14 protein-coding genes are annotated in these 20,685 nt (G+C 45.9%); 4 read left to right on the plus strand and 10 right to left on the minus strand.

All coding sequences use genetic code 11. The features are described 5' to 3' along the window. Positions 1-50: 50 nt before the first annotated feature. Positions 51-2,150, plus strand: a complete 2,100-nt coding sequence (locus DXA74_RS10680; RefSeq protein WP_118527431.1) for an HD family phosphohydrolase — start codon at positions 51-53, stop codon at positions 2,148-2,150. After that, positions 2,119-2,847 carry a TIGR02757 family protein gene (locus tag DXA74_RS10685; RefSeq protein WP_118527433.1) on the plus strand — a complete coding sequence of 243 codons (729 nt, stop codon included), beginning with the start codon at positions 2,119-2,121 and terminating at the stop codon, positions 2,845-2,847. The genes DXA74_RS10680 and DXA74_RS10685 overlap by 32 nt, the downstream gene beginning before the upstream one ends. On the opposite strand, the gene priA is transcribed toward DXA74_RS10685, so the two are convergent. From priA to DXA74_RS10735, 10 genes are all read right to left on the minus strand, one after another. Then, positions 2,823-5,297, minus strand: a complete 2,475-nt coding sequence (priA, locus tag DXA74_RS10690) for a primosomal protein N' (protein ID WP_118527435.1) — start codon at positions 5,295-5,297, stop codon at positions 2,823-2,825. The genes DXA74_RS10685 and priA overlap by 25 nt on opposite strands. Before the next feature lie 110 nt (positions 5,298-5,407). After that, positions 5,408-6,022, minus strand: a complete 615-nt coding sequence (locus DXA74_RS10695; protein ID WP_118527437.1) for a porin family protein — start codon at positions 6,020-6,022, stop codon at positions 5,408-5,410. 70 nt (positions 6,023-6,092) lie between these two features. Next, positions 6,093-7,115, minus strand: coding sequence for a gliding motility protein GldN (gldN, locus tag DXA74_RS10700; protein ID WP_118527439.1), 1,023 nt, complete (start codon positions 7,113-7,115; stop codon positions 6,093-6,095). Between the two features lie 18 nt (positions 7,116-7,133). After that, the gene (gene gldM, locus DXA74_RS10705; RefSeq protein ID WP_118527441.1) at positions 7,134-8,696 is read right to left on the minus strand and encodes a gliding motility protein GldM; all 1,563 of its coding nucleotides are present in this window, start codon (positions 8,694-8,696) and stop codon (positions 7,134-7,136) included. Positions 8,697-8,729: 33 nt separating this feature from the next. Then, on the minus strand, positions 8,730-9,548 hold the full coding sequence (gene gldL, locus DXA74_RS10710; RefSeq protein WP_118527443.1) for a gliding motility protein GldL: 819 nt from the start codon (positions 9,546-9,548) through the stop codon (positions 8,730-8,732). Between the two features lie 16 nt (positions 9,549-9,564). Then, on the minus strand, positions 9,565-10,998 hold the full coding sequence (locus DXA74_RS10715) for an SUMF1/EgtB/PvdO family nonheme iron enzyme (protein WP_118527445.1): 1,434 nt from the start codon (positions 10,996-10,998) through the stop codon (positions 9,565-9,567). After that, positions 10,998-11,960: a type IX secretion system membrane protein PorP/SprF gene (locus tag DXA74_RS10720; RefSeq protein WP_233550516.1), complete on the minus strand. Its 963-nt coding sequence runs from the start codon at positions 11,958-11,960 to the stop codon at positions 10,998-11,000. Before DXA74_RS10720 ends, DXA74_RS10715 begins: the two co-directional genes overlap by 1 nt. A gap of 67 nt (positions 11,961-12,027) precedes the next feature. Then, positions 12,028-12,249, minus strand: coding sequence for a DUF2795 domain-containing protein (locus tag DXA74_RS10725; protein ID WP_118527447.1), 222 nt, complete (start codon positions 12,247-12,249; stop codon positions 12,028-12,030). Between the two features lie 80 nt (positions 12,250-12,329). Continuing rightward, entirely contained in the window at positions 12,330-12,881 is a 552-nt protein-coding gene (locus DXA74_RS10730; RefSeq protein ID WP_118527449.1) for a cob(I)yrinic acid a,c-diamide adenosyltransferase, read from the minus strand. 1 nt (position 12,882) lies between these two features. After that, complete coding sequence (locus DXA74_RS10735) at positions 12,883-13,479, minus strand: hypothetical protein (protein WP_118527451.1); 597 nt, start codon at positions 13,477-13,479, stop codon at positions 12,883-12,885. A gap of 783 nt (positions 13,480-14,262) precedes the next feature. Between DXA74_RS10735 and DXA74_RS10745 the strand changes: the two genes are divergently transcribed. Continuing rightward, positions 14,263-17,553 carry a discoidin domain-containing protein gene (locus DXA74_RS10745; RefSeq protein ID WP_158576058.1) on the plus strand — a complete coding sequence of 1,097 codons (3,291 nt, stop codon included), beginning with the start codon at positions 14,263-14,265 and terminating at the stop codon, positions 17,551-17,553. Between the two features lie 281 nt (positions 17,554-17,834). Continuing rightward, a partial coding sequence (locus DXA74_RS10750) for a discoidin domain-containing protein (RefSeq protein ID WP_147401089.1) occupies positions 17,835-20,685 on the plus strand: 2,851 nt, incomplete at its 3' end.

Here is a 20,685-nt window from a genome sequence, read left to right on the forward strand (position 1 = left end):
ACCCACGTAATTTTTTCGTATTTTCGCCTAGATAACAAAAACAGAATAAAATGAATAAGTTTAACGAAAAGAAGAACCTGAACGCGCGCGATATCTTTTACCGCATCTGTGTGGGCATAGCGGCCATCCTGCTGGTGGTCTATTTCATGCCCCGCGAAGGGCGCTCGGCCTACCAGTTTGATCTGGGCCGTCCCTGGAGATACAGTCAGCTGATTGCTACCTTCGATTTTCCTATCTATAAAAGTGACGAACTGATCAAAAAGGAGCAGGACAGCGTGATGCATCTGTTTGAGCCTTACTTTGAAATCAACCAGTCCGTCGAAGAAGAACAGGTGGCCAAATTCCGGAAGGACTTTGCGCAAATGGAAAAGAGCGGCATCCCCTATTACTACAAAGGATATATCGAGCAGAAGCTGCGCACGCTGTACCAAAACGGTATTGTGCAACCGGACGACTACAACCGTCTGGTGGACGACAGTATCACGGCCATACGTATCTTTACAGCCAACCAATCGGTCATACGCCCGACGAAAGACATTTACTCGCACAAAAGTGCCTATAAGTTCTTTTTCGAAACCGATGATACGGCCCGCTACGACCGTCTGAAACTCCAGAAATGCAACCTGGACCGCTATATCGTGTCCAACCTGCTCTTCGACCAGAAGAAGTCTGAAGAACAAAAGAAAGATTTGCTCAGCTCCATCTCCTATGCCAGTGGTATGGTCATGAGCGGACAGAAAATCATAGACCGCGGCGACATCGTCACCCAGGAAACATACAACATTCTGGCTTCCTATCTGAAAGAATCAAAGCAACGGATTGACTCCACCAAGCAGGAGGCCTATCTTCTGGTCGGCCAGATACTCTGCGTGGCGCTGATCTTCCTCTGCATGATGCTTTATTTTTCTCTGTTCCGCAAAGACTATCTCGAGAAAGGCAAAAGCGTGCTTCTGCTGCTCACCATGCTGGTCATCTTCCCGGTGCTGTCCTCCATTCTTGTGGACCAGAATCTGTTCAGCGTGTATATCATTCCTTTTACCATGGCGCCAATCTTCATCCGGGTGTTCATGGATTCGCGCACGGCCTTTGTCATGCATACAGTCATCATCCTGCTGTGCGCCGTTTCACTGAAATATCCCTATGAGTTTGTAGCCACACAACTGGTAGCCGGTATGGTGGCCATCTACAGCCTGCGAGAACTGTCGCAAAGAAGCCAGCTGCTACGCACGGCCCTGATTGTTACCGTTACCTCTCTGGTGTTCTATTTCAGTCTGGACCTGATGCACGAGAAAGAGATTGACAACCTGGAATATAACATCTACATCTATCTCATCATCAACGGAGTGTTGCTGCTCTTTGCCTACCCGCTGATGTTCCTTATCGAAAAGCTGTTCGGCTTCACCTCCAACGTGACTCTGGTAGAGCTTTCGAATATCAACAATGATCTGATGCGCCGCATGTCTGAAGTGGCTCCCGGCACCTTCCAGCATTCCATGCAGGTGGCCAATCTGGCTACTGAGGTTGCCAATAAGATTGACGCCAAGGCACAGCTGGTGCGAACCGGTGCCATGTATCATGACATTGGAAAGATCTGTAATCCGGCCTATTTCACGGAGAACCAAAGCGGTGTCAACCCGCACGACCAGCTGTCGCTCATCGAGAGCGCCCGCATCATCATCAGCCATATACCCGATGGCTTGAAAATGGCCGACAAGTATAATCTGCCGGAAGTAATTAAAGGATTCATCGCCACGCATCATGGAAGAGGTAAGACGAAGTATTTCTATATCTCCTACAAAAACAAATATCCGGACGAGGAGGTCGATGAGAATCTGTTCACTTATCCCGGACCGAATCCGCAAACCAAGGAACAGGCCATCCTGATGATGGCGGATGCCGTAGAAGCATCATCCCGAAGCCTGAAGGATTATACCGAAGAAAGCATCAGCAATCTGGTAGAAATGATCATTGACGCCCAGATTGCCGACGGCGCCTTCAAGAACTGTCCGATCACCTTCCAGGATATCACTACAGCCAAAGAAGTGTTTAAGGAAAAGCTGAAAACGATATACCACACCCGTATCAGCTATCCGGAACTCCATAAAAAAGAAGAGAACAATGACACCGGCAACAAGGAATCTGCTCGTTGAATGGGCCGGAAAGTATGAATCGGAAACTTTCATACCGAATGACCCCGTACAGTTTCCGCACCGATTTTCCCGCAAACAGGATATCGAGATTGCCGGGCTGCTTACAGCCTGGATCAGTTTCGGCAACCGGAAAATGATTTGCAGAAAAGCCGATGAACTGCTCGTCCTGATGCAACACCGCCCGTTGGAATATGTCATGGGAGAAAAATGGCGCACGGACTTTCCGGAGTCTGACGGACAGAGTTTTTACCGCACTTGCCCCAAGAAGCAAATGCACTGGCTTTTTGAAAAGTTATACGAAGCTTATCGACAATATGATTCTCTCGAGGAGACCCTGCTTACCTTTGCAGGATCTCCTCGAGAGAGTTTATGCCGGTGGCTGGACATCAGCACACAGAGCCCTCAGAAGAAAATGAATATGTTTCTGCGCTGGATGATTCGCCGGAATTCGCCGGTGGACTTCGGCATCTGGAATCATTTCCATCCTAAAGACCTGGTCATCCCTCTGGACACCCACGTCAACCGGATTGCGTTTGAACTGGGACTGACCGACAAAACCACGTATTCACTGGCTCAGGCGCTCCGCATCACCGAAGCCCTGCGGAAAATCTTCCCCGACGATCCGTGCAAAGGCGATTTTGCCCTGTTCGGCTACGGGGTAGAACATAAAGACTACAGCGGGTCTACATCGAAATAAAGCTGAATACTGCTACAAGAAGACTCCTGCAAAGCCATCTGGCACACATTCTGGAGGGCGGTACGCACCTTGGAATGAGAAGCAGACAGCTCAACCTTCAACACAATCTTCCGGATGTACAAGGACTGTACGCGGCCCACAGGAGGGGCGTCGGGCCCTAGAACGCGACTGCCGAACACCTGACGCAGGCGCTCCGCAAGCTGATGGGCAAAACGGTCCAAAGGCTCTTCCTGCCGATATTTCAGAAAAACATAAATCAAATGGCAGAAAGGAGGGTAATGAAAGAGTTTCCGCTCCTGCATCTGCCACAAATAATGGGCCAGATAATCGTGGTCTACCACCTGAGCCACAACCGGAGACTCCGGATTGCGTGTCTGCAAAAAGACGATTCCACGGTCTCCCCTGCGTCCGGCTCGGCCTGCCACCTGAGCCATCATCTGAAACGCCCGCTCATAACTTCTGAAATCGGGAATGTTCAGCATGCCGTCGGCATCCAGAATGCCCACAATGCGCACCCGGTCAAAATCCAGCCCCTTGCTCACCATCTGGGTTCCAATCAGAATGTCGGTCTTCCCGCTCTCAAAATCCATAAGAATCTGCTCATAGGCCTTACGGGTGCGGGTCGTGTCCAAATCCATTCGGGCCACTTTAGCTTCGGGGAAGCACTCGTGGATTTCATACTCCACTTTTTCTGTACCCAGTCCCTTATGCTTCAGCACCAGACTGCCGCACGAAGGACAAGACTTGGGAATAGGAGCCGAGAATCCGCAATAGTGACAGGTAAGCATATCAAAGCGCTTATGATAGGTCAGGCTCACATCACAGTTCTTGCATTTGGGAATCCAGTCGCACTCCTTACACTGCACAATTGGGGCAAAGCCTCGCCGGTTCTGAAAAAGAATTACCTGTTCCTTGGCTTCCAGCGCAGTACCGATAGCTTGCAACAGTACCGGAGAAAAAACACCTTTCATCAGTTTCTTTCGGGACAGTTCCTTTATGTCTACGACCTTTATTTCCGGGAGGGCCACCTGTGCATAGCGCGTGTGCAAATTGACCAGCGCATATTTTCCGTTACGGGCATGATAGTAACTTTCAAAAGAAGGAGTAGCCGTGCCGAGCAAAGTATGGGCTCCATAGAACGAAGCCAATACCAAGGCGACATTGCGGGCATGGTAGCGCGGTGCCGGTTCCTGCTGCTTATAACTGGGTTCATGTTCCTCATCTACAATCACTAATCCCAAATTCCGAAAAGGAAGAAAGACTGAAGAACGCACGCCTACGATAACATCGTAACCTTCTGCAGACAATTGTTTTTTCCAGATTTCCACCCGTTCCGCATCCGAAAAGCGGGAGTGATATACCCCCATACGATTCCCGAACACCCGACGCAAGCGTTCGGTGAGCTGGGTAGTCAGCACAATCTCCGGAAGCAGGAACAGCACCTGCTTTCCCTGCTCCAGATAATGCTGAATCAAATGAATATAGACTTCTGTTTTTCCGCTGGAAGTCACACCATGCAACAGACAGACACTTTTTTCCTGAAAGGCCTGTAAAATCTCCCGATAGGCCGTTTCCTGCGGTTCAGACAACTGAGCTGCCGCCTGTACGTCCCGGCTCTGCCGGTCCAGACGCCCGATTTCAGCAGCATACAGCGTCAGAATGCCCCGCTTGACCAGGGTCTGCACCAAATATGAGTTCACTCCGCTATACTGCTGTAACGCTGCACGGGAAACGGGTTTCACCAGCGACGGATCGTTTTTCTCCAACGCTCTCCCCCATCCGCTCAGTTCCAGAAAAGCGCATAGCAGCTGAGTCTGCTTTTCGGCTCGCCTCACCAGATCCAGAGCCTGATGCAGGGCTTCCTCGCTACGGTAAGCTTCGCTCAAGGTTACCATCGTTTCCGTCAACGGACGATAACCCGAACGGACTTCTTCTTTCACGGTAAGCAAACCGGAATCCAACATCTTGCGGACAACAGAAAGAACCGGAAAGGCAGTGATTCTCTTTTGCAGCAACGACAGAGACATCTCTTTCTGTTCGTGCAGAAGATTCCATACCTGCTGCACCTTTGGCTGACTGATTTCTTTGGGTGTGGGCGACTCCTCGCGACACACAAGCACGGTCTCGCTCTCCAGTTTCATGCCCGACGGCAGAGCAGCCTTAAAAACATCGCCGGGCGAACACATATAGTAATCGGCAATCCAGCGCCACAGCTTTCGCTGCACCGGGAGCAATACCGGCTCGGTGTCCAACTGTTCGGCAATATCCTTGATTTCAAAACCCGAAGGTTCTTCATCGTGTATGCGATCAACTACTGCCGTGTAATACTTTCGGGCACCAAAGGGTACAATAACCCGCTCGCCCACACTGAGCTGCATCGGTTCCGGAATGCGATAAGTGTAGGTGGCATTCAAGGGAAGCGGTAAGAGGACATCAGCAAATCGGTACATATCAGGAATTATTTAATACTTTAGTATAAAAGAAAAGTCCCGACTCTCCATTATCAGGAGGAATCAGGACTCTTTATGAATCTCAAATGGCTGTTGCGCCGTCTGGCTCCTTAGAACATGTAGGCCAAACGCACCTGCCAGGTATTGTTTTTCAATTTTGCAGTCTTTGCTGCTTCTACAATTCCGGTCACTTCTCCCGTCTGGCCCAAAGCAATGTTATAGGTAACACCCAATTGCAGGTGACTCAGTGCATTGATACCGACACCGACATTCCAGCTGAAGCTGGAAGTTTCCAAAGAACCATAACTAATATCATTCAAAGTCAATGACTTGCCTCCAAGATACCAGCTGTACTGCGGACCGGTTGCAATATAAGCTCCAATCAGGCTACTGAAACCGATATTATAACGCAGGTTAATCGGAATCTCCAGATAAGGCATATTCTGCTTGATGGTTCCTTCTACCAGAGAATTATCTTCGGTAGAAACCTCCAGATATTTCTGAGAATACAGCAAGGCGGCATCAAGTCCCAATCCGATAACGGGTGCAGTAAACTGAACCTTAGGACCGATGAACCAACCGGTACGGTTCTTGGCATTCAACTGATCCACACTTACTTTGCTGGCATTCAAACCACCTTCCACACCGAACTTCAGCTGGGCACTGGCCGGCAATACACAGCAACAAGCCACAAGGGCTAAAAATAACATTTTCAACTTTTTCATACGTCCATTCATTTTTGATAGGTTCGCAAATATAAGTAAAAATTTACAAACCCAAGGAAAAATCCTGCGATTATCTTCTCTGTCTTCTCACAGATACCCGGGGAGCTGCGCTCGAAGAGGACTTTTCTACCTTAGGAGCAGACTTCTTTACCGTTGTCTTTCTCCGTGAAGAACGGGTCGTTTTCTTCTCTTTGGTTTTCTCGGTAGCAACGATTGCGGCCTGCACGGAATCTGCCGAATCCTTAGGCTGCTCCAGCTTGCCCCACACATATTTCTCTACATTGACCAGTTCCTGTTCTATCCGCTTCTGCTCTTTAACCAGCGCACTGTCTGTCTTGCAATAGTTGGCCAGAGCCAATCCCTGCAAATTGGTGGTCTTGTAGATTTTACCGTCGTAACGGTTCATGGAGAAATAATCGTCAGCGGTCATATTCGACACGTTGTTGTAATTACTGCTCATCATGGCATGACGGGCAAAATAGGACGCTACATCGCTATACTTCACCCAGAAAAGAGGATAAGGTGTAGCAGCAGCCTCACCGAACTCATCATCACGAACCATTACCGGGCAAAGGGCAGTGACCTTCTTATGGAAGGAAGAAGTCCGCTGGTCAAAGTAAACGCTCTCCTTAATATACATGCGTTTCACATCGCGCGAAGGAATATCGCTGTTGTTGACCATAATCCGGTTTCCGTTCATCTCATAATAAATCTGATACTTCTCAAGAAAGTCCTTCGGCTTGATCTGATCTTTCTCGGCAAAAGACTCATTGCCGTCGAGACCGTACTCATATACGGGAATCTTACCGTCGAGCATCAAACGGAACATCAGGGTAAACAGGTTGATCTCACGACCCTGCGGCTCCACCGGATAATAAAGCGGAGCATTCTTGTCTATCGTAAGGTCCAACTGACGGTAAATGTCCCGTTTCCATACCATATCGTCCGGCATGTCCGTTGCCGCCGGAAATTGCAAGGATGCCCGGTCCGTAACCTGCTTCTGCTCGGTTACAGCCACTCGTCTCTTCTGAGGCTGCGCATGCATACTGCCCCAGAAACAGGCACCCAACAAAAATATAAATATCCTTTTCATCCTTTTTAATTAGATTTTCTAATTGATAATCACTTCCATTGATCCGTTCAAAGTGCGCTGGATTCCATCCGGTCCCACAGCACGGATTTTGGATATATAGAAGCGCTTGCCTCTTCCCAACATTCTGAAACGGTCCTTCTGGCGAGCCGTAAACTCTCCACTGCCAGAAACCTCAGGAATGGCATTTCCCATATTATCAAAGAATACGGTTTCGAAACCGACTACGCGGAAGCCGATATTCAACAGACCATCATCGATGGCGGCACCGATACCCGGAGCCTGCATCAGCTGCTGCTTGGAAATCTTTCCACCACGGAAACGCTCCGGACCGCTACCGGTCTGATACTCAATAAAGGCTGTCGGATCAGGTAATTTGCGCACCCGGAAAGTAAATTTACCCATCTCCTGAGTTCTGCCTTCCATCTGGGCACTGACCGTAATCACGGCATCAGAACCCACGGCTGTAGGATGAGCAATGTATTTACCGGGAGCCACAGATTTCAACTGGCCGCCACTCATGGTAGCCACAATCTTGTTGACCGGAATTCCGGGGATGGAAATACTCATCGGATTTTCATATCCGGCATAGAGTACATTCATCATATCTGCGGAAACGGTTGCACTCGGAGCCACAACAGAATATTTCTGTGAGAAGTCGCGACGCACCTTCTCTCCCTTTCCATCGGTGGTCTCAATATAACCATTCAGGGTAAATTCACCGGTGCGGGAACATACCGTTTCATAAATGCCCTTGCTTGAAGCTATCGGACGACCACCAACATAGATAACCGGACGGTTGGTCGTATCCACCGCTGCCATAATAATCTGCGCAGAGAATTTTCCTCCTTGCACCACGGTCTGAGACTGTGGAATAACATAAGCATTCAATTCATTGACACGAATGTCCTTCACGTCGATATTGGCAATCAGCGAGTGAAGCACCTCGCCCTCTGCATAGCGTATGTCGCTCTGCAACTTGGTCAGCAAAGTAACAGCTGCAGCAACCGGCATATTCTCAAACATGTATTGCTGCCAATTCTTTCCTAAAGTACGGCCGTCTTCAGGTACTTCCGTACTCAGATTACCGGCAATAATCTTCTTTTGTGCCGGATCATCAATCATCTTCAGAATCTGTGTTCTGAAAGAAACGATTGCCTGATGCAACTGCTCCCCCTGTCCTCTTTTAGGAGCCAGCATGATGTGAGTAGCCGCTTCGAGGTCTTCCTTATTCTGAATGTTGTTTACATCACCATCTTTTCCGTCAGCCTCTTTCACAATCTCTGTTTTCAAAAGAGCTGCATAATTGTAGAGCGAATCAGAAATCCGCTTTACATACTGTGCCTTGTCATACCATTCCTTCACCTTGGCCGGATTAGCTTTCATCTGGCTTTCGAAGTTTTCGTAAATAGCCTGGTTGGACAAGGTTGCACTGGAAGTGGTTCGATTCAGACTTTGCTCCACCAAAGAAAAACCGTTCAACACATCCGATGATACGTTCAAGGCCAACATAGCCATCAGCACAACGTACATCAGATTAATCATCTTCTGTCTTGGTGAAACTCGTTGTTTATTTACTCCCATGGAATCTATTTGGTTTTAAAAATCCATATAACATTAAGGAGCCACATTCTGGGCACCGTTATTCTTTGGCATATTTACTGTAAGAGCCTGAATCATACGTGTATATACACTATTCAGTTCTTCGATCAGCTGGGCCATCCGCCGTGTCTGGTCGTTAATCTGGTCAATAGCGCCCACCTGCAGACTGACGCTCTTCAGCTGCATCTCATAAATGGTATTGATGCTGGTCAGCGTGCGGTTCAGCTTGTCCATTTCTTCTGAATCCTGAGTCAGATGACGAGCCTGCTCACCAACCTGACGCAAAATCTCGGTCAACTCTTTCAGTTCCTGCACATAATTCTCTGCCGCAGTACCAATCTCCGGGTTACAAGCCACCTTGGCCTGCTCCATAAGATCTTTATTGGCCTCCTGAACAATCTCAATCAGCTTTTGAGTGTCTACAGCAGCCGCAGCAGAAGCAACCGCAGCAGAAGCCGACAGATCTACAGGGGCCGGATTACCCACAACCACTGTTGGCTGAACAAAAGAAGGCTGAGGACTTACCGCCTCTCCTGTTGGCAGACTGGCCTCTGCATTTTCTTCTTCCAATTCATCCTCTTCCAATTCATCATCATCCTGCTTTTTCGCATCAAACGGACGGTCGAATCCGGAAATAATGAACACGAAAACCTCAGTGCTCATTCCGACAAAAAGCATCAAATCGGCTCCTTTTATATGAGTCAGCTTAAAAAGTGCTCCTAAAATCACAATTGCAGCACCCCAACTATATGCATAGTTCAGGAAACTCTGTCCAGGCACAGAATCCATCCAACGCTGCAAGCGTGCTATTATATTATTCTTTCCTCCTGCCATAATCTTTATTTATTAATTATTTTCTCTTATTATTACCTATCATGGAACGTACACAACGGAAGCCTACATAAGAACGCGGCTGGTTCTGATATTCATAAGAACGCCATGCCGAACGGATCATAGACTCGGGATCTTTCCAAGAACCGCCTCGTACAGACTTCTTTTTCAGACGATAAGGATCTTCTTTCGCAGCCTGATATTTCAGTTGCGGATTCATATCACTCATACTTTCCACACCGGCTTCGGTATATACCGTACTGGTCCACTCGGCCACATTTCCGGCCATATCATACAATCCGTTGGAATTGGGTGAATAAATGCCTACTTTTGAAGTAATCAGGTTGCCGTCTTTCGTATAATTTCCCTGATCGGGCTTGAAATTGGCATAATAGCATCCTTTATCACTCTTCACGTCTTTGGTTTCCCACGGGAAAACATTTCCTTCTTTGCCACGGGCCGCATACTCCCATTCGATTTCTGTCGGCAGACGGTAAGGCATGATTTGTACGCCAGACATTCCCAGACCTTTTTTCAAGAACTCGGTGCGCCACACACAGAAGGCATTGGCCTGCTCCCAGGTTACTCCAACCACCGGATAATCATCATATACCGGATTGCTGAAGTAGAGTTGCATATAGCGTTCGTTTTCGGAATTGGCAAAGTCGTTCACCCAACAGGTTGTATCCGGATAGATATTGACGATATAGGTGCTCAAGAAATCATAAGCACTGGACAAAGGACGGGTAATTGTTTCCTGCACTATGCGACCTTCATCGTCCAAATAAGCGGTATCCTTGGAGATCATTACAGTCTGATCTTCGGGAAGAGAGTGATCGGTATTCAAATCGCGTTCCAAAGGATTGATGCGGTTCTTTCTCAAAGCCGCAGCCGTATGGTCGTAGACTTCATATTTATAGTTCATCTGGCGGGCATCCAGCATCTTGACGCCGGTTACCGGATGTGTGACATACACGCTCTCTATGGCACGCAACTCATCTTCATTGGGCTTTCTCCAAGGAATAGGCTTGCTCCAGTTCAGATGCGGAGTCACGGGATTACCATACTTGTCTTCTTCAATCTTATATGTTTCATCACCGCCATAGGCCGGATCGGCCAAACGCTCGCGAATAATCGAGTCACGCACCCAAAAGACGAACTGCCGGTATTTGGCATTGGTTACTTCTGTTTCATCCATCCAGAAGCCGTCTACAGAAACTTCTTTCGTAGGAGCATTATCCCCCCACAAAGAATCCTGTTCCTGAAGTCCAACCTTTAAATATCCACTTTTGACCGCCACCATGCCATACGGTGCCGGCTCATTATAAGCCACGCCGTGAATGCCTGTCAACTCGCCGCCCACGGCAGACGATGCTGATTTAGGCCCCAAGCAAGAGCTCAGCGCCAAAGAAGCACATAAGGCCGTTACGATCCAAACACTCTTCTTGTTCATTATAATATTCTTACGCTTTTATGTTTATTCTTTCCTTTTTTAAAAATATTGAGATCGGTCTGATAACTCAGCGTAATCTCATGACTTCCGTTCAATGCTCCGATTGCCGAGGTGTACATTTCATAGGAATAACCTAAGGTGACTCCCATAACTTTACCGCCAAACAAAAGGCTGACCGAATTTGTGGGACTGTATGAAAGTCCGCCGTAAAGCTGAATCCGCCCGCCTTCATAAGCTAGCCTGCAACTGACATCTCCCCGATAAAACATAAAATCACTTCGGAACATGGCAGAAGTATACATCTTATATAACGGATTCTTGAACGAAATATTGTATCCGCCAAAAAAATAAAAAGTTTGGGGCACAGATATCTGGTTGACTTTCTCATCGCCATAAGTAATTTCCGGCCCGGTTAAATGCATGGCCGAAGCACCCACATACCACTTTTTATGCTTATAATACAAACCGAAATCCAAATCAAAACCGGAGCCGGTTACATCAGAAGTCGGAAACGCCGGATCACTGGTATCCGAAACATCCAAACCAGAACCGTCAAAACCTTCACTCAACATGCCCAACCGCAGTCCGGCACTCAAACTTCCACCCCACAATGGCTGGTGATAAGCATATTGTATATAAAACTTTTTATGTGCAAAAAGTCCGGCTTCATCATTCAGGAAGCCGACTCCCATTCCATGCTTCGGACTGAGAAAAAATACGGGAAGGTCCACACCGGCATATAAAGTGGCCGGAGCATTTTCAAATCCGACCAGCTGCATGGCATAAGCGGCCTGAACGTTCAGCTTGCCATCCAGACCGGTAGTTGCGGGGTTATAGAAAGGTTGCAGGCTCCAATATTGTGAAAAAGCCGGATCGTACTGTGCCTGAGCGGGAACGTAACTGAACAGGAGCAGCAATCCGCCTGCAATCTTTTTCCATTCTGCCATGCTTCTGATATTCATAAATAGTAATGTTTCTGTATAGAAAAAACGGACGCCATAAGCGTCCGCCAAATCTCATCTGATGTCATTAATACTCATCTTCGTTGAATAAGAAGTCCTCCTTGGTCGGATAATCGGGCCATACATCTTCTATTGTCTCATAGATTTCGCCTTCATCCTCCATCTCCTGAAGATTCTCAATCACTTCCAGAGGAGCGCCAGAACGCATCGCATAATCGATCAACTCATCTTTGGTTGCCGGCCATGGAGCATCTTCCAGCTTTGATGCAAGTTCCAAAGTCCAATACATAACACTTATTGTTTTAAAGTTTTCAGTCTAAATTTGTGATTGTCTTTATATCGGACGCAAAAATAATACTATTTTTCAAATCAGCAACGTTTCTGCCAAAGATTTTCCTGTTGTCCGCTTATAAAATTTATTTTCAAAGAAAGCATAAATAAATAATCGGACAAACGATTGATATAAGCCATGACCTCGCCTGGAACCACCTGCTCTTTAGACAAACAGCATAGCTGGCGCTCAGCCCGCCGACATACCGTCCGAGCCAGATGGGATAACGCCGCAGGCCAGGTGCCTCCCGGAAGAATAAAGCCTCCCGGCATTTCCACCTGATTTTGCATTATATCCATTGACGATTCCAATTCAAGAGTTGCTGCAGCAAACGCTGTAAGATTCTTCTGCATGGCAAAATCAGAGACAACCAAAGCACCAAGTTCAAATAACAGATTCTGCGCCTGCACAAGCACCTTACGCCCATCAGAAGGCACATCCTGCGCCAGTAGACATCCTAACACAGCATTCAGTTCATCAAGACTGCCACAGACCTCTATGTGCATATCATCCTTATCTACCCGGACTGCCCCACTCAATGATGTCTTTCCGCAATCTCCTGTTTTCGTATAGATCTTATTCAGTTTCATATCAATCCAGGAAATTTACTACATAATGTTGCTTAAACAGGCTCCGGTCAAAAAAGACCAGCAAAAAATCATAAAGATCAAAACTTACGCCACAAAACTCACTGCCCTGAATAATTTCCGAACAGTGCGACCGGACCTCAGCCGAGTTCACCCGTAAAAGCAAAGCGGAATCAGGTGTTGCCGTAAGGGCACAGCGTTCGAGCAATGCCGGCAAAGCAGTTGCATCCGCAATACTATAAAAAAGTGTTTTCCGGGGGACAGATTCACTCCAATTGCTCCAAGAAGACCAAGAAGCATTTCTACTTGCAGCCTGCATATATGCCAACTCGGCCTGCGGCAGTTTATTATCTGCGACAAAGAGTTCCGGATGCACATAATTCGTCAAGCGGAATAAAAAATGCAAACATTTACAAGTATGCGAATAGCGCCAAAAGAAACTCTTCCCATAAATACCATCCATTTCCTTATAAGCATAATATGCTCCTTTTTCAAAAACAACTCCGGTAATAAAATTGAAAGCAAAGGGAGAGTGTACTCCATAACCACAGCGCTTCCGGAAGCGCTTTAACCAGGCACCAAAATATCTGATAGAAATCATCAATCATTCATTTTATAATCACGGGCAAAAATAATTGAAAATACATCACGGTTAAAAAGTTTGTTCCAATTTTTCTTTGAAAGACGTTAATCTATGTTATTCAACATATTTTCCGGTTTTGTTTGTTTGCGCACACAGAAAAAAGAAGTACCTTTGCATTGTGTTTTTCATAGTATTAGATTTAAGGTTAACAAAGGTTGGAGTACAGCGGTACTCCTTTTTTTATTTTACCAGCAGCCTGCTCTAAAATCTGATCAAAGAATCATCAAAGACTCCTTATTTATATATAAGCACAGCAGACAAAATGCCCCAATTGGAATCTGACTTGTCGGGTTAATAATAGTTAATACACAGAAAGTTTTAACGTCCCAAATTACTTCCAACGGAATTTAATGTCTATCTTTATCCCGAAATACCTAGAAACAATAAATTATTAACCCTTAATTAACACGCAAGATGAAGAAAATTTACTCGATTTTCTCGTTGTTTCTCATGATTTTGGGAATCAACACTGCCTATGCGGGTGTCAGCTTGGGAAATTCAGTCACAGACCCAAGTACACTTACAAACGGCAGCAAGATTATCATTCATTCGAATGCATTTGCGAATGAAGCCAATGCGACTTACAAATTCTTCTCTGCATTAGCAGACAGTTTGGTTTTCTCTGTAACAACAGTTGACCCAGTTGATCCTTATGTTACTTTTTCTTTGGAAACAGCTGAAGGTAAAACTGTAAACAAAGAACAAGCTTACTACTTGAAGAATGAGTACAACGGCAAATATTTGACTTACAGATATGAAGCCGGAGAAGACGGTAGTGTTTCTGATGATGGTGCCGGTGGTTGGGTTGCTGAAATGTATCTGACTTTCACAGCAGACAAAGAAAAAGCAACACCTGTTATCATCAAGACACAAGCTGTAGGTGGCGAAATGATGGGATATGTTGGTGATGCTCCAGAGCAAGAAAACTGCATGATGATTATTGCAGAATTCCCAGAGCACAACAACGATTTGATCGCGTTGAACCACGTTTACGATCGTCCAATCGTCGCTTCCTATAACGATTGGGCTGCTTGGTGGCAAATCTACGAAGCAAACATCGTTGAGGACTACATTGCTGATTTGAGTTCTCTTTATACTAAGGTTGAGCAGCTGAAGTTTATCGGCGGTACAGATCCTGGTTGCTATGATCAGGGCATGGTAGATGCATTTGAAAAGGCTAGAACTAATGCTCAGGATCTGTTGAATTCAACAGACGGTTCTCTTACTCCAGAGAATGCAAAGACAGCTTATAAAACTTTGGAAGATGCTTACTTGGCACTGGTAGTTGGTACAGCTGTTCCTGTAACAGAAGGTTACTATCGTATCAAATCTGCCTATAGCGCATTTACTGCTCAGCAGGGTGCAGAAGCCATCAAGACCATTTATACAGATAACACGGATATCATGAAGTGGAAGAATCTGGATAACGAAGATGCAACAATGGTTTGGCAGTTCATCGACCGTCATGATGGTACTTGGTTGCTCTACAACGTAGGTACTGGTACATACGTTAATGCAGCAAAATCAACAGGACAGAGTTCAAATTATACGATGACTAGCGACTCTACTGGTTGTGCCGTAAAGATCACAGGTTTGGGTCAGAGCGCCTTTAACTTGATTTCTAATCTGTCTGGTCAATATGCATTCCATACAGGTGGCCACAGCAGTGGTGCTGGCGTAAGCGGTAACATCGTAGCATGGAACGGTGGTTTAGAAACTGGTTCTGCATGGTATATCAATAAGGTTGATGATGAGCAGATTCCTGGATTCGAAGCAATCGGTGAGCAGAACAAGTTGAACCGTAGCTTGGAAAGCCTCTACAACACTGCAAAGGCTAAATATGATATCGGTTCTAGTTTCACTATTACTACTGAACCTGAAAAATGGTTGGTAACTTCTGCTGATTACGAAGCAGACAAGAAGGTTGCAATGTCTAATGCAGACCACAATGAATGGCACCCAAGTGCACCAGACGGTGGTGGTATCCCAGCATTGTTGGATAATGACGAAGCTACATTCTGGGGATCATGCTGGAGCGATCCACAGCCAGATACAACTCAGTATCTGCAGTTCAAGTTGAACAAGAAGGTTAACGCTTTCGCTGTTTACCTTACAAAACGTAAGAACCAGCCGAACCAGGCTACTCAGTTGACATTCTACGTAAGCAATGATACAACAAAGGCTGACGGTTGGGTTAAGGCTGGAACAATCACTGGCCTTCCAGGTAGCACAGACAACTCAGGCAACGGTTTGACTTACCAGTCTAATGGTATTGAATTGGATGCAGCTTACCAGTATGTAAGAATGACATGGAAATCTGCAAACGGATTTACTCACTTCACTGGTTTCCACTTCCAGGAAGCTGTTCTGAGCCAGGATTGCCAGAACGTAACTATGGGTGAAGTTGCACAGAACTTGAAGGCTGAATTGAAGAATGCTGAGGCTCTGATTTCATCAGGTAAAGCTACTCAGGAAGCTATCGATGCATTGCAGGCTGCTTACGACGCTTATGTTGCAGAATTGGCAGACCCAACTGTTTTGAAAGCAAAATTGGATTCTATCAGCAATGTTTGCAAACTGGCAGCTACTACAGAAGGTGTTGACGGAACCGGAACAGACGGAGAATTCAAGGATGGATATCCTGGTGTTTATCCAGTTGCAGCAAAGGCTGCTTTGCAGGCTACTATCGATGAGGTACAGGCTTACATCGATGCAAACGATGCAGCAGGTACTTATAAGAAAGCTGAAATTTCTGCAAACTTAGACAAGTTGGTTAAGGCTCTCGATACATTCAAGGCTACCGCTCCTAAGTTCACTTTGGCTGACGCTTCAAACGAAGGTATCTGGTACTACATTTCTTACAGCCAGCACTACTTCAACTGCACTGGCAAGGCTCAGGATACAAGCGGTGAAGGTGATGCCCAGCAGATCCGTAAGGGTAAGTTGTATGTAAATGCAGACGTAACCAGCGACTTGCTGAACAATGCAAAAGTAAATGTTACTGGTAACAAGACTTTGGAAGAACTCGGTGTTAACGACGATATGGCTAAGTGGCGTTTCGTAAATCTGGGTGATACTGCTTATGCTATCCAGAACAAGGCTACTGGCTTGTACTTGGGTGAGAAGACTGGTGGTAATGCTGGTTTGAGCATGACTCCGGCTGCTTACAGACTGAGTGATATCGGTTACGCTACCTTCCTGATCGAGGGTTACCGTCTGAACGGTGCTGCTATCAACCCATTGCACGTCCAGACTGCCGGTCAGCTTTTGGTATACTGGGGCAACAGAGATCTGGGAGGCGGTTCTTGCTTCGACATCGAGCCGACTACAGACAACACTGCTGCAGCAATCCTGAACTTCCAGGCTGAAGAAATGATCAAGGGTCGCTTGTATACTAAGTGCTACCCAATGCCTATCGAACTGGTTGCCGATAACATTGATCCGGCTGCATATCCATACCAGATTGCAACGATCGATGTTGCCAAGAAAGAAATGACTCTGGCAGTTTATGAGGATGTTATCGAGGCTGGTCAGCCATTCTTCTACATTGGTGGTGGTGCTACTCTGGGTGTTTCACAGGAACCGACTGCTGCTGATACAACTCAGATGTTAATCCAGTTCCCGAAGAACGGTACTAAGACTATCGCTCAGACTCCAAGCAGCTACAACGGTTTGATCGGTAACTACTACAGCGGTACCAAGGTTGCCAAGGGCTTCGGTGTTGTTAAAGAGACTAAGGGCGTTCAGTCAATCGGTGCTACAACAGAAGACCAGCAGATCGGATGGAACAGCGCTTACATTGATGCTTCTAAGATCGAGAACGCTGAGACTCCGGGAACTATCGTTGTTCCTTTGACTGGTAATTTGGAAACAGCTATCAAGGACGCTATCATCGACGCTCAGACTGGTAACGTTAATGTTTACAGCGTTGACGGTATCCTGATCAAGAAGAACGTGAAGGTTTCAGAGGCTACTGAAGGACTTGCCAAGGGTATCTACATCGTAGGTAACAAGAAAGTGGCAGTTAAGTAATTAGAATCTGACAGAATATTAAAGATGACTACAGTTGTTGAAAAACAATTGTAGTCATCTTTTTTTCTGTATAAAACATGCCGAATAAAAATACTTACTCAGATGTAAAAGGCACAATCAATACCTGAAACATACCAATAAACGTTATTTAAATATTTGTTAATTTAACGCACTTGAAATATTATTCATGCAATATTTGTATTCTTAGAGAAATTAATTGTTTATCTTTATCCCGAAAAACTTAAATCACATATTTATTAACCTTGTAATTAATACTCAAGATGAAGAAAATTTCCTTTATTTTCTCGTTGTTTCTCATGATTTTGGGAATCAACACTGCCTATGCAGGTGTCAGCTTGGGAAGTTCTGTTACGGATCCAAGTACACTCACAAATGGCAGCAAGATCATCATTCATTCAAACTCATTCGCGAATGAAGAAGCTCAAACTTACAAGTTCTTCTCTTCTTTGGCAGACAGTTTGGTATTCTCTGTAACAACCGTTGATCCGGTTGATCCTTACGTTACCTTCTCTTTGGAAACAGCTGAAGGTAAAACCGTAAACAAGGAGCAGGCTTACTATCTGAAGAATGAGTACAACGGCAAATATCTGACCTACAGATATGTGGCCGGAGAAGACGGAAGCGTTTCTGAGGATGGCGAAGGAGGATGGGTTGCTGAAATGTATCTGACTTTCACAGCAGATAAAGAAAAGGCAACACCTATTATCATCAAAACTCAGGCTGAGGGTGGTGAGATAATGGGATATGTTGGTGATGCCCCTGAGCAGGAAAACTGCATGATGATTATTGCAGAATTCCCAGAGCACAACAACGACCTGATTGCACTGAACCACGTTTACGACCGTCCTATCATTGCCTCTTACAACGACTGGGCAGCCTGGTGGCAGATTTACGAAGCAAACATCAACAATGACTATGTTGCTGACTTGAACTCCTTGTTTACCAAGGTTCAGAGTCTGAATTACATCGGTGGAACAGATCCTGGATGCTATGACCCGCAACTGGTAGAAGAATTCAACACAAACAGAAGCCTGGCTGAGGAAGTGCTGAACCAAGGTCTCACAGACAAAGCTGAAGAGACTTACAAAGCTCTTGAAAAATCATATCTGGCATTAGTCGTAGGCAAATCAGTTCCTGTAACAGAAGGTTACTACCGTCTGTTTAATGTAAAACAATTAGAGGGAACAGCCGCAGCCTTCGCTACTCAAGACAGTTTCATCAAATGGGGAGAAAACAATGATGAAGATGCCACTATGGTATGGAAGTTCATTGACCGCCATAACGGAACTTGGTTGCTTTACAACGTTGGTACAGGACAATACATTGGTGGTACAAACGGTAACCACTGGAGCGGTAGCCCGCTTTATGCCATGAGCAACGACTCCACAGAAAAGGCTATAACATTTACTGAATTGGGACAAAGCCAATTTAACATCGCCTTGAAAGGTTATAATCCGCTTCATGCTGCAGGAAGTGGTTCTAGCGAATCGGTTGTAACATATCCTGGAGAAATCAACACAGCATCTGCCTGGTATATTAAATCAGTTCCTGCAGATCAGGTTGGCAAGTTCGAAGAAATTGGAAAACAAAACATGTTAAATAGAGAACTGGAAGCTATCTATAAGGAAGCAAGCAAGAAATATGCTATCGGTTCTTCATTTACTATTGAAAAAGACACTAACAAGTGGCTCGTCAGATTAGGTGATTATCAGAAAGACCCTATGGTTGTATTCTCAAATGCAGACCACAACTCATGGAACGCATCTAAAGACGGTATCGGCTATCCTGGATTGCTGGACAATGACAGCATCAGTTTCTGGCACTCAAGCTATGGAGCAAAACCTGATACAACTCAGTTCCTGCAGTTCAAATTAAGCAAGCCTGTCAGTGCATTTGCAGTATACATCACAAGACGTGTTGCAGACAATCAGGCAACTGAAATATACTTTGAAGTCACTAATGACACTGTAAACGAACCTTGGAAGAAAGTCAGCACGACAATTTCCGGTCAGCCGTCAAGCACTCAGAATCGTGAAAACCTCAGCTACCAATCCAATGGTATTGAGCTCGACGCTCCATATCAGTATGTAAGAGTTACCTGGAAGTCTGCCAATGGCTTTACTCACTTCTCAGGTTTCCACTTCCAGGAAGCAGAGTTGAGCCAAGATTGCCAGAATGCGACTATGGGTGAGATTGCCCAGAACCTGAAAGCAGAGTTAAAGAATGCTGGCGCTCTGATCCAGACTGGCAAGGCCACTCAGGAGGCTATTGATGCATTGCAGGCTGCTTACGACGCCTATGTTGCTGAATTGGCAGATCCAACTGCCTTGAAGGCAAAATTGGATTCTATCAGCAATATTTGCAAACTGTCTGCAACCATCGAAGGTGTTGACGGAACTGGAACAGACGGGGAATTCAAGGAAGGATATCCTGGCGTTTATCCAGTTGAAGCAAAGGCTGCTTTGCAGGCTACCATCGATGAGGTACAGTCTTACATCAAGGTTAACGATGCAGCAGGTACTTACACCAAGAAGGATATCACTGCTAACTTAGATAAGTTGGTTAAGGCTCTCGATACATTCAAGGCTACCGCTCCTAAGTTCACTTTGGCTGACGCTTCAAGCGAAGGTTTGTGGTACTACATTTCTTATAGTGCACACTATTTCAACTGCACAGGAAATACTCCGGATGCAAGCGGTGAAGGCGATGCCCAGCAGATCCGTAAGGGTAAGTTGTATGTAAATGCTGATGTAACCAGCGACCTGTTGAACAATGCAGAAGTAAATGTTACTGGTAACAAGACTTTGGAAGAACTCGGCGTTAACGACGATATGGCCAAGTGGCGTTTCGTAAATCTGGGTGATACTGCTTATGCTATCCAGAACAAGGCTACTGGCTTGTACTTGGGTGAGAAGACTGGTGGTAATGCTGGTTTGAGCATGACTCCGGCTGCTTACAGACTGAGTGATATCGGTTACGCTACCTTCCTGATCGAGGGTTACCGTCTGAACGGTGCTGCTATCAATCCATTGCACATCCAGACTAGCGGTCAGAAATTGGTATACTGGGACAACAGAGATCTGGGAGGCGGTTCTTGCTTCGACATCGAGC

The organism is Bacteroides sp. OF04-15BH (assembly GCF_003477995.1).
Taxonomy (GTDB): Bacteria; Bacteroidota; Bacteroidia; order Bacteroidales; family Bacteroidaceae; genus Paraprevotella.

What these genes read in the sequence shown, in the direction of transcription:
- DXA74_RS10680 (WP_118527431.1), top strand. Translation starts at nt 51, where the DNA reads ATGAATAAGTTTAACGAAAAGAAGAACCTGAACGCGCGCGATATCTTT.
- DXA74_RS10685 (WP_118527433.1), top strand. Translation starts at nt 2,119, where the DNA reads ATGACACCGGCAACAAGGAATCTGCTCGTTGAATGGGCCGGAAAGTAT.
- priA (WP_118527435.1), bottom strand. Translation starts at nt 5,297, where the DNA reads ATGTACCGATTTGCTGATGTCCTCTTACCGCTTCCCTTGAATGCCACC.
- DXA74_RS10695 (WP_118527437.1), bottom strand. Translation starts at nt 6,022, where the DNA reads ATGAAAAAGTTGAAAATGTTATTTTTAGCCCTTGTGGCTTGTTGCTGT.
- gldN (WP_118527439.1), bottom strand. Translation starts at nt 7,115, where the DNA reads ATGAAAAGGATATTTATATTTTTGTTGGGTGCCTGTTTCTGGGGCAGT.
- gldM (WP_118527441.1), bottom strand. Translation starts at nt 8,696, where the DNA reads ATGGGAGTAAATAAACAACGAGTTTCACCAAGACAGAAGATGATTAAT.
- gldL (WP_118527443.1), bottom strand. Translation starts at nt 9,548, where the DNA reads ATGGCAGGAGGAAAGAATAATATAATAGCACGCTTGCAGCGTTGGATG.
- DXA74_RS10715 (WP_118527445.1), bottom strand. Translation starts at nt 10,998, where the DNA reads ATGAACAAGAAGAGTGTTTGGATCGTAACGGCCTTATGTGCTTCTTTG.
- DXA74_RS10720 (WP_233550516.1), bottom strand. Translation starts at nt 11,960, where the DNA reads ATGAATATCAGAAGCATGGCAGAATGGAAAAAGATTGCAGGCGGATTG.
- DXA74_RS10725 (WP_118527447.1), bottom strand. Translation starts at nt 12,249, where the DNA reads ATGTATTGGACTTTGGAACTTGCATCAAAGCTGGAAGATGCTCCATGG.
- DXA74_RS10730 (WP_118527449.1), bottom strand. Translation starts at nt 12,881, where the DNA reads ATGAAACTGAATAAGATCTATACGAAAACAGGAGATTGCGGAAAGACA.
- DXA74_RS10735 (WP_118527451.1), bottom strand. Translation starts at nt 13,479, where the DNA reads ATGATTTCTATCAGATATTTTGGTGCCTGGTTAAAGCGCTTCCGGAAG.